Origin of the sequence: Calidithermus chliarophilus DSM 9957, from assembly GCF_000430045.1 — a bacterium.
Taxonomy (GTDB): Bacteria; Deinococcota; Deinococci; order Deinococcales; family Thermaceae; genus Calidithermus; species Calidithermus chliarophilus.
In genome coordinates, this window is the sequence record NZ_KE387023.1 from 1,071,575 (window position 1) to 1,085,570 (window position 13,996).

Consider the following 13,996-nt stretch of genomic DNA (forward strand, 5'->3'; position numbering starts at 1 on the left):
GCGTGACCGGCGCGGTGCTGCCGGTGCTGCTGGGGGCGGCGCTCGAGGGCCTCCCCGGCGGGCTGCAACTGCTGGGCTTCGGCGTGGGGCTGCTGGGGGTGTGGCTGGCCTCGAGGCCCGAGGGCGCGGTTCGCCCGGCGGGGCTGTCCTGGGCGCTCTTGGCCGGGCTGGGCTTCGGCGGCTACTTCGTGCTCATCGACCGGGTGGAGGGGCTGTTCTGGCCCTCGGCCGTAGCCAAGCTCACCGCGCTGGCCCTCACCCTGGCCTACGCCCTGCTCAACCGGCCCCAGCGCTGGCCCCGCCTGCGCGAACTGCCGCTGGTGGGCCTGGCCGGGGCCTTAGACGCCGGGGGCAACCTCTTCTTCCTGGCCGCCGCCCAGAGCGGGCGGCTCGACGTGGCCGCGGTGGTCTCCTCGCTCTACCCCGCCTCGACGGTGCTGCTGGCGAGGGCCGTGCTGCACGAGCGCCTGCGGAGGGCGCAGGGCCTGGGGGTGCTGCTGAGCCTGGGGGCCATCGCCCTGATCTCGGCGGGCTAGGGGCAACGGTATGCTTTGAGCATGAGCCCCTCGCTGATCCGCCGCCTCGAGACCGGCCTCGAGCCCCTCTCCGGCCTGCTGGCCGGCGCCAGCCCCGAGCAACTGCGCCAGCGCCCGCCCAGCGGCAAGTGGTCGGCCCACGAGAACCTGGCCCACCTCGCCCACTTCACCGCCGTCACCTTGGGCCGCCTCGAGCGCATCCTGACTGAGGAAAGCCCCCGCCTCGAGCGCCTGCGCTCCGACGAGGACCCGGTGTTCCTCGAGCTCTCCGCCCGCTCCACCGAGGCGGTGGTGACCGAGCTGCAAAAGCTGCGCACCGACCTGCTCAACCGGGTGCGCGGCCTGGGCGACGCCGAGCTGGCCCGCGTGGGGGTGCACGGCGCCGCCGGGCCCATGCCCCTGTCGCAGTGGCTCGAGCTCTACGCCGTCCACGAGGCCCACCACCTCTACCTGGCCTTCTGGGCGGTGCGCCAGGTGATGAACGCCTGATGGCCGAGCCCTATTCCTCCACCTTCTGGCACCGCGACTGCACCCTGTGCGGGGCCTGCTGCGCCGCCCCCGACATCGCCGCGCTGAACAAGCCCTTGGGCGTGCCCTGCCAACACCTGGACCGCGGGTGCAGGTGCGCCATCTACGAGAACCGGCCCAAAGTCTGCCGCAACTACACCCCGGACTGGGTCTGCGGCGAGGTGGCCCCGCTACCCACGCTCGAGGCCCGCGTCCGGCGCTTCCTGGAGATCTACGGCCTAGCTTAGCCACGGCGGTAAGAGCTGTCCTGGAGGACACTTGCAAGGGAGAAACCACGGCTTTTTAGAATAAAAGCGTGCTAAAAAGCTACAAGGCTCCCATCGAGGAATCCGAGAAGACCCAAGTCCTGATCCTGGGAAGCGGGCATCTGGGGAATCTGGGTCAGCAGTTCCGGCCTGCGCTGTTGGACAGCCTGATCGAGGTCCTTAGGGGCTACTCGCCGGACGTGATCGGCGTAGAGTCGCTCCCGTCCCAGGTAATTGTCGGGATGGAGGCGGCCCCCGAGAAGTACAGGCAGGCCCTCGAGATCTTCGCCAAGGACCGGCTCGAACTCGCCCGCCGGGCTCAGGAGGCGCTGGGCGTCTCGAGGACCGAGGCCGAGGGGAGGGCAAAGGGGCTGCTCGAGCAGGCCGTTCGCGGGGGGCTTTCTCCCGAAGGACGGCTCGACTTAGCCCTCAACCTCCTTGCCGCTTACGAGGTGGAGTCGGCGGTGCTGCAGTGGTCGTACCTGCCTGAAGTCGGGCAAGAAAGGTTGAGCACGATGGACGGGGGCCTAGCCGGGCAGTTCGACGCTCTTTTGAACTCGCCCGTCGAGAGCTTCTCCATCGGGGTACGGCTCGCCCGGGTGTTGGGGCTCCAAAGCATCGCCTGCATCGACGACCAGCAGGACACCGACATCTACTTCGAGATCGCCGACCGGCTCGAGCCTGAGCTCGAGCGCATCGGTTATCACACGGCCATCCGGGAGAGCGAGATCATCCGCAAACACCAGGAAAGCTCCCGGAGAGCCGTGGAGGCGGGCGACTTGCTTCCCCATTACCGGTTCATGAACTCCCCCGAGTACGTCCATGCCATCATGGACGCCGAGTACGTCTCCTACCTCCGTCCCAAGCTCCCGTCCCGGCTCGAGCGAACCCGGCTGGCTCAGCTAGAGGTACGGAACCTCAACATGGCCTCGCACATCCGTCGAGCCTCAGCCCGGCACCCCGGCCAGCGAATGCTGGTGATCGTCGGGGCCTCGCACAAGCCCCTCCTGGACCTGTACCTGAGCCAGATGCTCGACGTAAAACTCGTGCACCTCGGCGAACTCCTATAAAGCCGCTATCTGTCGGCGAAGAACGGGCCAGAAAAGGGCGAGCTGGTGGCCGCCCCTACAGCGTTTCGCGCTTGGCGTTCGACGTTCGGCGTGGGGCGTTCGGCATCCACTCAATGCACCCCCGCCTCCGTGATCGCCGCCGCCGAGTTGAGCGCGAACCGCACGTTCCCCCGGAACTCGTTGAGGTTGGTGGCGTTGACGTAGGTCATGGCGCTTTGCAGGCCCTCGCGCAGCCTCGAGACCGCCTCGCGGGCGTCCTTGTGGAAGGCCCGCAGCGTCTGGGAGGAGCCCTCGATGTAGTTGCGCTTCTCGGTCACCAGCGAGGAGGCCATGCCGAAGAGCAACACGCCCTCGAGGTGCCCGTCCTTCTTGATGAGCACCTCGTCCTCGAAGGAGCCGGAGGCGAAGAACTTGCCCATCATCACGCCCTCGGCGCGGGTGAGGGCTTTTACGAAGTCGCCCGAGGAGTTCACCCCGCCGTCGGAGATGATCTGGGCGTCGGTGTAGCCGGCGTGGTTGCGGAATTGCCAGATCTCCTCCAAAAGCGAGAGCTGGCCCACCCCCACCCCGGTGTTGATGCGGGTGGTGCACACCGAGCCCGGCCCCACGCCCACCTTGATCACGAAGTGCTTGAAGCCCGAGAGCTTCATCAGCCAGTAGGCGTAGGCGAAGCCCTCGACCGAGCCCACGTTGCCCAGGATGACCCCGCTCTCGACGCCCTGGGCGCGGATCTTCTCGAGCACCGGCAGCACGGCGGCGTTGGCCCCGTGGGCGATGTCGATGGAGACGAAGGCCAGGTTGGGCTGCTCGAAGAGCTCCCCCAGGAAAGCCTCCTCCTCGTGGATGCCCAGCGCCACCCCCACCAGGGCCGGGGCGCTGGCCCTCACGTCCTGGATGCGCTGGGCGTCGGAGAGGCCCACGCGGGGCAGGACATGGATTCCGCCGTGCCCCTCGTCCCACACGTCGCGGGCGAAGCGCGAGCGCATCATGCTCATCGAGGCCCCGAAGGCCGGGAAGGCGTCCACACTGCCCCGCACGGTGTGGAAGTGCTGGCGCACCTCCACCTGGCTGCGCGAGATGGGGCGGGTGAGGAAGGTGGGAATAATGGTCTTGTCGGCGAAGGTGTAGTAGGTCTCCAGGCGCGGGTAGGGGTAGCTGGCGATCGCGGCGCGGGCGTGCTCGAGGGCCTCGAGCGACATCTGGTCCAGGGTTTGGATGTTCACCCGACCAGTGTAGCGCCACGGCGGGAAGGGTCATCAAACTCCTTTACAAACGCATAAGGCGTTCGTATATTCAAAAGCCAGGTACGGCTTTGCGCGCGAGCCCACGAGAGTCCTCAGGAGCCGACTGAGCCCGATGAAACCCCTCAACCCCGCTCGAGCTACCCGCTGACGGCCTTCTTTCCTTCGGGAAGGAGCCGTGAGGGTTTGCGAGGGCGGGGAGTCTTTTTTATGCTTCTCTAGGCGAAAGGAACCGGACATGTCCACCACCCGAAAACCACCCAGCGGGCCTAGCACCGCCGAAATCCGCGAGAAGTTTCTCCGCTTCTTCCAGGGCAAGGCGCACCTGCGGCTGCCCTCCTTCAGCGTGATCCCCCAGGACGACCCCACCCTCTTGTTCATCAACGCCGGGATGACCCCGCTCAAGCCCTACTTCATGGGCAAGAAGCCGGTGTTCGCCGGGCACGAGGGCGAGTGGTACCGTGTGACCACCTGCCAGAAGTCGGTGCGCACCGGCGACATCGAGAACGTGGGGCGCACCAACCGCCACCAGACCGTCTTCGAGATGCTGGGCAACTTCTCCTTCGGCGACTACTTCAAGAAGGAGGCCATCGAGTGGGCCTGGGAGTTCCTCACCGGCCCCGAGTGGCTGGGCCTCGACCCGGACCGCATCTACGTCACCATCTACGAGGACGACGACGAGGCCTTCGAGCACTGGACCAAGGGCGTGGGCCTGCCCGAGAGCCGCCTGCACCGCTTCGGCGCCGACGAGAACTTCTGGCCGCAGGACGCCCCCACCAAAGGCCCCAACGGCCCCTGCGGGCCGTGCTCGGAGATCTATTACGACCGCGGCCCCGAGTTCGGCAGCGACACCTGGGCCGACTACTACGAGACCCGCGAGAGCAACCGCTTCGTGGAGATCTGGAACCTGGTGTTCCCGCAGTACAACCGCAAGGACGGGGGGGTGCTCGAGCCCTTGCCCAAGCCCAACATCGACACCGGCATGGGCCTGGCGCGGGTGGCGATGGTGCTGCAGGGCGTCACCGACTTCTACGAGACCGACGAGTTCATCCCCCTGATCCGGAGGATCGTCGAGCTGAGCGGCGTCAGCTACGAGGGGCCCTCCTCGCTGGCCCACCGGGTCATCGCCGAGCACGCCCGCGCCGTGACCTTCATCCTGGCCGACGGGGCCCACTTCTCCAACACCGGGCGCGGCTACGTAGTGCGCCGCCTGCTGCGCCGCGCGGTGCGCTACGGCTACCTGCTGGGCCTGCGCGAGCCGTTCATGTACGGGCTGGCCGAGGTGGTGGCCGAGGTGATGGGCGGGGTCTACCCCGAGACCCGCGAGAACCTCGCCAGCGTGCAGAAGCAGATCCGGCTCGAGGAGGAGCAGTTTTTGCGCACGCTCGAGGCGGGCATCAAGCGCCTGGACGGCATGCTGGCGGGGCTGAAGGAGGGCGACACCCTCCCCGGCAAGGACGCCTTCACCCTCTACGACACCTACGGCTTCCCCCTCGACCTCACCCTCGAGATCGCCGACGAGCGCGGCATCAAGGTGGACACCGAGGGCTACGAGCGCGCGCTGGAAGAGGCCCAGGAGCTCGCCCGGCGCAACATGGCCTTCGAGCGCGACCTCTTCAAGCAGTCCAACGAGGCCCTGGCCGCCCTCGCCAAGGACTACGGCGGCACCGTCTTCGTGGGCTACGAACAGACCGACACGCAGGCCGAGGTCAAGCTGCTGCTGGTGGGGGACCAGACCCTCCAGGAAGCCCCGGCGGGCAGCGAGGTGCAGGTGGTGCTCGACCGGACGCCCTTCTACGCCGAGGGCGGCGGCCAGATCGGCGACTCGGGGGTGCTCGAGTGGGCCGAGGGCTGGGCGCGGGTGAGCACGACCCAGAAGAACAGCGACGGCATCTTCCTGCACGTGGCGCGGGTGCAGCAGGGCACGCTCAGGGCGGGCACCACGGTGCGGGCGCTCGTCGACGCGCAGCGCCGCGACACCGAGAAGAACCACACCGCCACCCACCTGCTGCACGCGGCGCTGCGGGCGGTGCTGGGCACACACGTGCAGCAGAAGGGCAGCTACGTAGGCCCCGACCGCCTGCGCTTCGACTTCAGCCAGTTCGAGCCCATCGACCCCAGGGACCTCGCGCGCGTCGAGATGCTGGTCAACCGCTGGATCCAGGCCGACTTCCCCGTGACCTACGCCTACAAGGGCCTCGAGGAGGCCAGGAAGGAAGGCGCGATGGCCCTCTTCGGCGAGAAGTACGCCGACGTGGTGCGCGTGGTGAGCGTCGAGGGCGGCGTGGAGGGCGTCAGCAGCAAGGAGCTGTGCGGCGGCTGCCACGTGCGGCGCACCGGCGAGATCGGGGTGTTCGTGATCCGCTCCGACGAGGCGGTGGCGGCGGGCGTGCGGCGCGTCGAGGCCCTCACGGGCAGCGGCGCGGTGCAGTACGTGCGGGAGCAGCTCGAGCGCCTGGGCTCCCTCTCGCGCGAGCTGGGCGTGAGCCCCGAGGGGCTGGCCGAGCGGGTGGGCAAGCTCCAGGACGAGCTCAAGGCCCGCGAGAAGGAGGTCGAGCGGCTCAAGCTCGAGCTCGCCCGCGCCCAGCTCTCGGGCGGGGGCGGCGGCCCCGAGCTGCGCGAGGTGGGCGGCTACCGCTACCTGGCGGTGCGGCTGGAGGGCGTGGAGGCGGGGGCGCTGCGCGGCGCCGCCGACGAGCTGCTCGAGCGCCACAAGGCCGACGTGGTGGCGGTGGGCTCGGGCCAGAACCTCGTGCTCAAGCTCGGCAAGGGCGCCCAGGAAAAGGGCCTCGACGCGGGCGCCCTGATGCGCAAGCTCTCGGAGACCGCGGGCGGGCGCGGCGGGGGCAAGGGGGCGCTGGCCCAGGGCGGGGGCTTCGACCTCGAGAAGGCCTTCGCGGGGCTCGAGGGTGCTCTCATGAACCTGCCCCAACCTTGAAACCGAACCCGCCGGGCGGGGCGTCCCGACCAAGGCGCCCCCCCAACCCGGTGAAAAATTAGAATCTCATCATCCCGTTGTGACAAATAGCCTGGCGGGTAGCTCAGCCTGTTTTACAGTTGGGCTGAAGTCATGCAGTCCCAATCGCCGTACCACACCATTGAAGCCCCCCCGGCACTGAGCCGGCCGTTCTGGCTCGAGCGCTTCTTCCCAGTGGTCGTGCTCTTCATCGCCGTCACCAGCCTGTTAGGGGTTATCGCGCTCAACCGCTACGTGGACGACTGCCAGAGGGCCGCTGCCCAGGTCGAGCACGTGCGGGCCAAGGCTTACGCGCTGAAGGCGCTGGAGCTCGAGGCCGCCCAGGCCTGGCGCCCGGAGCTCGGAGCCGCGCTGGAGCAGGCCAGCCGCCACGCCCGCGCTCACCTGGAAATGCTCTCCCGTCTGGTGCGGCACAGTGGCTGGCTCGAGCGCTGGCTCACGTCCCCGGACATAGGCTCCGTGGCCGCCCGCATGCAGGCCGCCTGGGAAAATTACGAGGCCGTGGTGCGGGCCAGCGTCGAGCGCCAACGGCCCGCCCCCGCCACCGGCCCGTCGGGATCGAGCTTTGCCGCGCTCGAGGGGGCGCTCGAGGACGCCGCACGGCGGTACACCGGCCTGGCCGCGCGCGCGCGGGAGGTCGCCGACTTGGCTACGGTCCTGCTCAGCTTCTCCGCGACCTTGCTGCTGCTGGGGATGGTCTACCAGATCGACCGCATCCGGCGCATCGGGCTGATGGCGGCCACCGAGCAGCGCGCCATGCGCAAGAGCGCCGAACACTTCAGGGCCCTGGTGCAGCACGCCTCCGACATCATCGTGCTGCTCGACCGCGAGGCCAACATGCGCTACGTGAGCCCGGCGGCGGAGGCGGTGCTGGGCTTCGCGGCCGGTGAGCTGCTGGGCCGGAACGTGCGGGAGATCCTGCACCCCGACGACCGGCCCCAGGCCCGCGAAGGGCTGGCCTGGACGCTCGAGCACCCCGGCGCCCCCTACCAAGCCGAGCTGCGCCTGCGGCACCGCGACGGGGGCTGGCGCCACGTGGAGCTGCGCGGCACCAACCGCCTGGCCGACCCCGAGGTGCGGGGCGTCGTGCTCAACGTGCGCGACGTCACCGAGCGCAACCAGGCCCAGGAGGCGCTGCGGCAGAGCGAGGCCACCTTCCGCATGCTCTTCGAGGACCACCCGCTGCCCATGTGGGTCTACCACCGCCAGACCCTGCGCTTCCTGGCGGTCAACCAGGCGGCGCAGGACAAGTATGGCTACAGCCGCGAGCAGTTCCTGGGCATGACCATCCTCGACATCCGGCCCCCCGAGGAGCGGGAGGCCGTGCTGCAGGACGCCCAGCAGGAGCGGCCGCGGCTCCAGCACTCCGAGGGGTGGAGGCACCAGCTCCACGACGGGCGCGTCATCGAGGTGGAGATCGTCTCGCACACCCTGGAGTTCGAGGGGCAGGACGCGGTGCTGGTGGTCGCCCACGACGTCACCGAGCGCAGGCGGCTCGAGCGCCAGCTCACCCGGCAGGCCTTCTACGACCCCCTCACGGGCCTCGCCAACCGCACGCTCTTCACCGAGCGCCTCGAGCAGGCCCTGGCCCGCTCGCTGCGCCGGGGCAAGCCGGTGGCGCTGCTCTTCCTCGACCTCGACCGCTTCAAGCTGGTCAACGACAGCCTGGGCCACGAGAAGGGCGACCAGCTCCTGGTGGAGGTGGCCCGCCGCCTGCGCGGCTGCCTGCGCGGGGAGGACACCGCCGCGCGGCTGGGCGGGGACGAGTTCACGGTGCTGCTGGAGGAGGTGCCCAACGCCGAGGTGCCCCGCCAGGTGGCCGAGCGCATCAACCAGGCCCTCGAGGCGCCCTTCGTGCTCGAGGGTCAGGAGGTGTTCGTCAGCGCCAGCATCGGCATCGCCCTGGGCAGCGGCGTGGGGCAGAGCGCCAGCGACCTGCTGCGCGACGCCGACATCGCGATGTACCGCGCCAAGAACCACGGCCGCGCGCGCACCGAGGTCTTCGACGTAAGCATGGGCGCCCAGGCCTCGGAGTACCTGCGCCTGGAGAGCGACCTGCGCCGGGCGCTCGAGCGCGGGGAGTTCCGGGTGTTCTACCAGCCGCAGTACGACCTCAGGAGCGGGAAGATCGTGGGCCTGGAGGCCTTGGTGCGCTGGGAGCACCCCGAGCGCGGCCTGGTGCCGCCCGCCCAGTTCATCCCCATGGCCGAGGAGACCGGCCTGATCGTGCCCATCGGGCGCTGGGTGCTCGAGACCGCCTGCCGCCAGGGCAAGGCCTGGCAGGAGGCCTACCCCCACCACACCCCCCTGGCCGTGGCGGTCAACCTCTCCATGCGGCAATTCCGCCACCCCCGGCTGGTGGAGGAGGTGGCGGAGGTGCTCGAGCAGACCGGCCTGCCCCCGCAGTTGCTCGAGCTCGAGATCACCGAGAGCGTGGTGATGGACGACGCCGAGGCCACCGTCGCCACGCTGGGCCGCCTCAAGGCCCTGGGCGTTCAGCTCGCCATCGACGACTTCGGCACCGGCTACTCCAGCCTGGGCTACCTCAAGCGCTTCCCCGTCGCGGTGCTCAAGATGGACCGTGCCTTCGTGCGCGACCTCACCGAGGCCGGCGGCGACCAGGCCATCGTCAGCGCCGTGATGGGCCTCGCCCGCGCCCTGCGCCTGCGCGTGGTGGCCGAGGGCATCGAGACCGCCGACCAGCTCGAGCAACTGCGCGCCCTAGGCTGCGACATGGGCCAGGGCTACTACTTCGCCAGGCCCATGCCCGGCCCCGCCGTGAACACCTTGCTCGAGTCGCCGGGCTCGAGCTCGAGGATGCAGTCGAAGTAGCGGGCGGTGGGTGGCGATAGGCTCGTGGCTCATGGTGGACGGCGGTGAGCTTTCAGCCGTCAGCTCGTGGATTGTAGGCACGAGGAGAGGGCGGGCACGGGGGCCCGCCCCTACGTCGTGCGTTTGGCGTTTGGCTATCGGCTATCGACCCTCGACCATCGACCATCGACCCCATATCGTAAGCCCGTATGCCCTGGATCACCCTCGACCTCGACGGCACCCTGGCCGATTGGCCCTTCCGCCACTGCGTGGGCCCGCTGCTGCGGCCCTATTTCCAGCGCCACCCGGACGCCTGGGCCCTTCGTCACCGCGAGTTCGTGGGCCGGATGGCCTCGGCCGAGCCGGTGCGGGCCTTCGACTGGGACGACATCCACGCGGTGGTCTGCCGGGAGCTGGGCCTGGAGCCCTTCCCCAGCGTGCGCGAGCTGGTCGAGGCGGCGCGGTACGACCCCGCGCTGCTGTTCCCCGACGTGGCCGCGGCCGTCGAGCTGTGGCGCGAGAGGGGCTGGAAGATCGCGGTCGCCACCAACGGCTACGCGCTTTACCAGGGGGTGATCCTCGAGCGCCTGGGCTTCGCCTACGACCTCATGCTCGCCCCCGACCGCTGCGGCTACGTCAAGCCCCAGCCCGAGTTCTGGCGCGGGCTGGACGGGGAAGAGGTGGTGCACGTGGGCGACATCCTCAGCCAGGACGTGTGGGGCGCCAACGCCGCCGGGATCAAGGCGGCGTGGGTGTGGCGCACCATGCCCGAGGAGTGGGCGGTGATCCCGGCGGCCGAGCGGGCGCAGCGCCCCGAGCTGGGGGCGATCCTCGAGCGCGAGCTAAAGCTGGAGCTCGAGACCCACGGCAAGCCGGCGAACGCCCCCGCCCACCTGCCCCGACCCGACTGGGTGGTGACCGACCTGCTCGAGCTGGCCCAGACCATGTCCTGAGCGGTAATTTCCCCTGCCTGCACCGGCCTTCGATTTAGGCTTTTGCTTAATCCTTTGGCGAAGGCTTTACGCCGGGCGCATAATCGGGGCACAGGAGGGGGAGCATGTACGGGCTGAACGAAAAAGACTTCCAAGTGAGCCAACTGCGCCGCGAAGAGTACCTGCGCGAGGCCGAGCAAGCCCGCGAGGTGAAGGCCTACCTGGCCGAAACCCGCCCCTGCCGCACCTGGCGCTTCCGCCTCGCCGAGTCCCTGCTGGGGGTGGCCACGCGCCTGAGCCCCTACCACCGCGAGCTGATCCGGGGCCTGGGGGTGTCCGGGGTAAGCTTGCGCTAGGAGCCCCGTGGTCAACATCCACCTCTCCGCCGAGGACCTCGCCCGCGTCCGCTTCGCCTTCAGCACGCTGTGGGAGGCGGTGGCGAGCTACCGCGCCCTGCGCAGGCCGGAGAAGTACCCGCTGCACCTGCCCTGGATCCGCGAGGCCCGCGAGGCGCTGGCGGGGGCCGACCTGGGGCCGCTCGAGGCGCTGGTGATGATGGGGGGGTATCCCGACTTCCTGACCCCCCCACCCACCACGCCCCTGCCCGACTTCGCCGCCGAGGTCGAGCACCTGCTCCAGACCCCCCACGAGCTCGTCGCGCAGGACATCCGCAACGTCCTCGAGAGCTGGCCGCAGGCGGTTACCCCGGCGGTGCGCGAGGGCTTCGAGCCCTACCTGCGCGACCCCCGCGGCTCGCTCGAGCGCCTGGCCGACACCCTGCACTTCTACTGGGAGCGCACCCTGGCCCATCACTGGCCGCGCCTGCGCATCCTGCTCGAGGCCGACGTGATGTACCGCGCCCGCATCTTCGCCCTCGAGGGGCCGGAGAAGCTCTTCAACGAGCTCCACCCCGCCCTGCGCTACCAAAACCGCACCCTTCAGATCGTCAAGCACGGCTGGGACGCCGAGATTGACCTCTCGGGCCGCGGGCTGCTGCTGATCCCCTCGGTGTTCGCCGACCACACCCTCATGTTCGAGCCGCCCTGGCAGGAGACCCTACAATACGGCGCTCGAGGCACCGCCGGGCTGTGGTGCCCCGAACCGCCCCCGGCGGCGGAGGCGCTGGAGAAGCTGCTGGGCCACAACCGCGCCCGCCTGCTCAAGTACCTGGTCACCCCCTCCACCACCCGCGAACTGGCCTACCTCTTCGACGTCAGCCCCAGCGCCATCTCGCAGCACCTGGGCTGGCTGCGCGAGACGGGCCTCGTCGCTACCCAGCGCCACGGCAAGAACGTGTTCTACAAGCTCAGCCCCATCGGGGAGAGCCTGCTCGAGGCGTACGGGGAGTTGGAGACGCCCCTGGCGCTGGTGATTTAAGGGGTGAATGCTGGGTGCGGGTCGTACGTCGTACGTCGTACGTCCTACGCCGAGCGCTGAACACTGAACGTCGATAGCCGATAGCGGATAGCTGCGTCGGGGACAGTGATTGGGGTGATCCTGGCCTCGAGCAAGCCCCGTACCCTCGCAATATGCGAGGGTATACATTTTTATTATCCGATAAATATGGGCTATCTCAGCCAGTAGGCACACGAGAGAATTTTAGCAATATCGATAAAATCGGGACATTTTACCTGGGACATACATCCTGGGGGTATAGGCGCAGAATGGGGCTCGAGGAAAGGGAAAGGAGCAGGTTTATGGCGGAGAAATTTGCCATGATCATCGAGAGCGGCACCACCGACAAGCTGATGGCGGCTTCCATCCTCACGGCGGGGGCGGCGGCCATGGGCAAGGACGTGACGGTGTTCCTCACCTTCGGGGGGCTGATGGCCTTCAAGAAGGGCTACGAGCAGGCCCCCATGGTCATGCCCAACGAGTTCAAGGGCATGGAGGGCATGATGGCCCAGACCATGCAGGCCAAGCACATCCCCCACTGGATGAAGAACTTCCAGGACGCCAAGGAGGTAGGCAACGTTCGCATCCTCGCCTGCAGCGCCACCCTCGACATGTTCGACCTAAAGAAGGACGACCTCGAGCCCATCGTCGAGGACGTGGTGGGCGTGGCCTACTTCATCAAGGAAGCCGAGGGTGCCCAGACGCTGTTCATCTGAGGAGGCAGTTATGATCCAACCCCTCACCATCGCCAAGGAAATCGACGCCCGCGGGAGCTTCTGCCCCGGCCCGCTGATGGAACTCATCCGCACCGTGCGCTCGGCCGCCGTGGGGGACGTGATCGCGGTGCTCTCGAGCGACCCCGGCTCCATCAAGGACATCCCGGCCTGGGTCGCCAAGGCCAACCACGAGCTGGTAGCGCTCGAGGACGTCGGGGGCGAGGTCAAGCGCTTCATCGTGCGCAAGACCCATTAGCGAGGAAACCGTGCCGTGAGCGTAGCGGGCCCGGGGTCTCCCTGGGCCCCGCTGCCGAGGAGGAGTCATGAAACAGATTCTGGTGCTGGGCGGGGGCACGGGCGGAACCCTGGTCGCCAACCTGCTCGCCAAGAAGCTCAAGGACGAGGCCGAGATCACCCTCATCAGCGCCTCGCCCCGCCACCTCTACCAGCCGGGCTGGCTGTACGTGCCCTTCGGCTGGCAGGACCCCCGGGCGCTCTCGCGGAGCCTCAGGAGCCTGCTGCGCCGGGGGATCCGCCTCGAGGTGGCCCGCGTCGCCGGGCTGGACCCCGCCAACAACACCGTCGCGCTCGAGGACGGGCGCAAGCTGGGCTACGACTACCTGGTGGTGGCGACGGGCTCCCGCGTGACCCCCGAGGACGTGCCCGGCCTGGCCGAGGGCGCTCACCACTTCTACACCGAGGAAGCCGCCTGGCGGCTGCACACCGCCCTGGCCGAGTTCACCGGCGGCAAGATCGTGGTGGGGGTGGGCGGCCTGCCCCACAAGTGCCCGGTGGCCCCCCTCGAGTTCACCTTCCTGCTCGACGAGTACCTCTCCCGCCGCGGCATCCGCGACAAAACCGACATCACCTACACCTACCCCATCGACCGGGTGTTCACCATCCAGAGCGTGGCCGACCTCGCCGCCCCCCTGCTGGCCGAGCGCGGCGTCAGGACCGAGACCTTCTTCAACCTCGAGTCCGTGGACCCCCAGAAGAAGATCGCCTACAGCCTCGAGGGCACCGAGCTCCCCTACGACCTGCTGGTGATGATCCCCCCGCACCGGGGCGCGAAGTTCCTCGAGAACTCCCCCATCGCCGACGCGCAAGGCTGGGTCAAGACCGACCGCGGCACCCTCCAGGTGCCCGGCTTCCCCAACGTCTACGCCCTGGGCGACACCACCGACCTCCCCATCTCCAAAGCCGGCTCCACCGCCCACTTCGAGGCCCCCGTGATCGCCGAGCGCATCGCTGCCGCCATCCAGGGACGCGAACCCGACGCCCGCCACGCCACCTACCACGGCAAGGTGACGTGCTTCCTCGAGTCCGGCTACGACAAAGCCAGCATCCTGGCCTTCGACTACGACACCCCGCCCAAGCCCCCAGCCCCGAGCTGGCTCTACCACTACGAGAAGATGGCCTTCAACAAGGCGTATTGGTACTTGGTGCCTACGGGGGTGATTTAGGCGGGCAACGTCCCCGCGTGCGCGGGGAAAACGATCAGGTGCAGCGGTGGGTGCAGGCGATGGGCGGTTCATCCCCGCGTGC

At 68.8% G+C, this 13,996-nt stretch carries 13 protein-coding genes and 1 CRISPR repeat array (1 of these 14 only partly in view); of the genes, 12 read left to right on the forward strand and 1 reads right to left on the reverse strand.

Annotated features, from left to right (window positions below):
* The 4 genes from MEICH_RS27805 to MEICH_RS0105140 all read left to right on the forward strand — a co-directional run.
* On the forward strand, window positions 1-536 hold a 536-nt coding region (locus MEICH_RS27805; RefSeq protein WP_036218343.1), incomplete at its 5' end, for a DMT family transporter.
* Between the two features lie 21 nt (window positions 537-557).
* On the forward strand, window positions 558-1,025 hold the full coding sequence (locus MEICH_RS0105130; RefSeq protein WP_027891720.1) for a DinB family protein: 468 nt from the start codon (window positions 558-560) through the stop codon (window positions 1,023-1,025).
* Complete coding sequence (locus MEICH_RS0105135; protein ID WP_027891721.1) at window positions 1,025-1,291, forward strand: YkgJ family cysteine cluster protein; 267 nt, start codon at window positions 1,025-1,027, stop codon at window positions 1,289-1,291. The genes MEICH_RS0105130 and MEICH_RS0105135 overlap by 1 nt, the downstream gene beginning before the upstream one ends.
* Window positions 1,292-1,359: 68 nt before the next feature.
* Entirely contained in the window at window positions 1,360-2,379 is a 1,020-nt protein-coding gene (locus MEICH_RS0105140) for a DUF5694 domain-containing protein (protein WP_027891722.1), read from the forward strand.
* Window positions 2,380-2,489: 110 nt separating this feature from the next.
* Here MEICH_RS0105140 and MEICH_RS0105145 read toward each other — a convergent pair whose 3' ends face one another.
* Entirely contained in the window at window positions 2,490-3,602 is a 1,113-nt protein-coding gene (locus tag MEICH_RS0105145; protein WP_027891723.1) for an IMP dehydrogenase, read from the reverse strand.
* A 256-nt stretch (window positions 3,603-3,858) separates the two neighbouring features.
* On the opposite strand from MEICH_RS0105145, the gene alaS reads away from it, so the two are divergent.
* From alaS to MEICH_RS0105185, 8 genes are all read left to right on the forward strand, one after another.
* Window positions 3,859-6,558: an alanine--tRNA ligase gene (gene alaS, locus MEICH_RS0105150; protein ID WP_051303921.1), complete on the forward strand. Its 2,700-nt coding sequence runs from the start codon at window positions 3,859-3,861 to the stop codon at window positions 6,556-6,558.
* A gap of 132 nt (window positions 6,559-6,690) precedes the next feature.
* A complete protein-coding gene (locus MEICH_RS30415) occupies window positions 6,691-9,429 on the forward strand; it encodes an EAL domain-containing protein (protein WP_051303922.1) in 2,739 nt (912 codons plus the stop codon).
* Window positions 9,430-9,617: 188 nt separating this feature from the next.
* Complete coding sequence (locus MEICH_RS0105160; RefSeq protein WP_027891725.1) at window positions 9,618-10,361, forward strand: HAD family hydrolase; 744 nt, start codon at window positions 9,618-9,620, stop codon at window positions 10,359-10,361.
* A gap of 104 nt (window positions 10,362-10,465) precedes the next feature.
* Window positions 10,466-10,696, forward strand: coding sequence for a hypothetical protein (locus MEICH_RS0105165; protein ID WP_027891726.1), 231 nt, complete (start codon window positions 10,466-10,468; stop codon window positions 10,694-10,696).
* A gap of 7 nt (window positions 10,697-10,703) precedes the next feature.
* The gene (locus MEICH_RS0105170; RefSeq protein ID WP_027891727.1) at window positions 10,704-11,717 is read left to right on the forward strand and encodes an ArsR/SmtB family transcription factor; all 1,014 of its coding nucleotides are present in this window, start codon (window positions 10,704-10,706) and stop codon (window positions 11,715-11,717) included.
* Between the two features lie 320 nt (window positions 11,718-12,037).
* Window positions 12,038-12,451, forward strand: coding sequence for a DsrE/DsrF/DrsH-like family protein (locus MEICH_RS0105175; RefSeq protein WP_027891728.1), 414 nt, complete (start codon window positions 12,038-12,040; stop codon window positions 12,449-12,451).
* 10 nt (window positions 12,452-12,461) lie between these two features.
* Window positions 12,462-12,707, forward strand: a complete 246-nt coding sequence (locus MEICH_RS0105180; RefSeq protein WP_027891729.1) for a sulfurtransferase TusA family protein — start codon at window positions 12,462-12,464, stop codon at window positions 12,705-12,707.
* A gap of 67 nt (window positions 12,708-12,774) precedes the next feature.
* Window positions 12,775-13,914: an NAD(P)/FAD-dependent oxidoreductase gene (locus tag MEICH_RS0105185; protein ID WP_027891730.1), complete on the forward strand. Its 1,140-nt coding sequence runs from the start codon at window positions 12,775-12,777 to the stop codon at window positions 13,912-13,914.
* A 3-nt stretch (window positions 13,915-13,917) separates the two neighbouring features.
* Window positions 13,918-13,996: a CRISPR direct-repeat array (repeat unit 29 nt); it runs 1,597 nt beyond the window's last position.

Excerpts from the sequence above, each read along its gene's own strand:
- MEICH_RS0105130 (WP_027891720.1), top strand. The coding sequence starts at position 558 with ATGAGCCCCTCGCTGATCCGCCGCCTCGAGACCGGCCTCGAGCCCCTC.
- MEICH_RS0105135 (WP_027891721.1), top strand. The coding sequence starts at position 1,025 with ATGGCCGAGCCCTATTCCTCCACCTTCTGGCACCGCGACTGCACCCTG.
- alaS (WP_051303921.1), top strand. The coding sequence starts at position 3,859 with ATGTCCACCACCCGAAAACCACCCAGCGGGCCTAGCACCGCCGAAATC.
- MEICH_RS30415 (WP_051303922.1), top strand. The coding sequence starts at position 6,691 with ATGCAGTCCCAATCGCCGTACCACACCATTGAAGCCCCCCCGGCACTG.
- MEICH_RS0105160 (WP_027891725.1), top strand. The coding sequence starts at position 9,618 with ATGCCCTGGATCACCCTCGACCTCGACGGCACCCTGGCCGATTGGCCC.
- MEICH_RS0105165 (WP_027891726.1), top strand. The coding sequence starts at position 10,466 with ATGTACGGGCTGAACGAAAAAGACTTCCAAGTGAGCCAACTGCGCCGC.
- MEICH_RS0105175 (WP_027891728.1), top strand. The coding sequence starts at position 12,038 with ATGGCGGAGAAATTTGCCATGATCATCGAGAGCGGCACCACCGACAAG.
- MEICH_RS0105180 (WP_027891729.1), top strand. The coding sequence starts at position 12,462 with ATGATCCAACCCCTCACCATCGCCAAGGAAATCGACGCCCGCGGGAGC.
- MEICH_RS0105185 (WP_027891730.1), top strand. The coding sequence starts at position 12,775 with ATGAAACAGATTCTGGTGCTGGGCGGGGGCACGGGCGGAACCCTGGTC.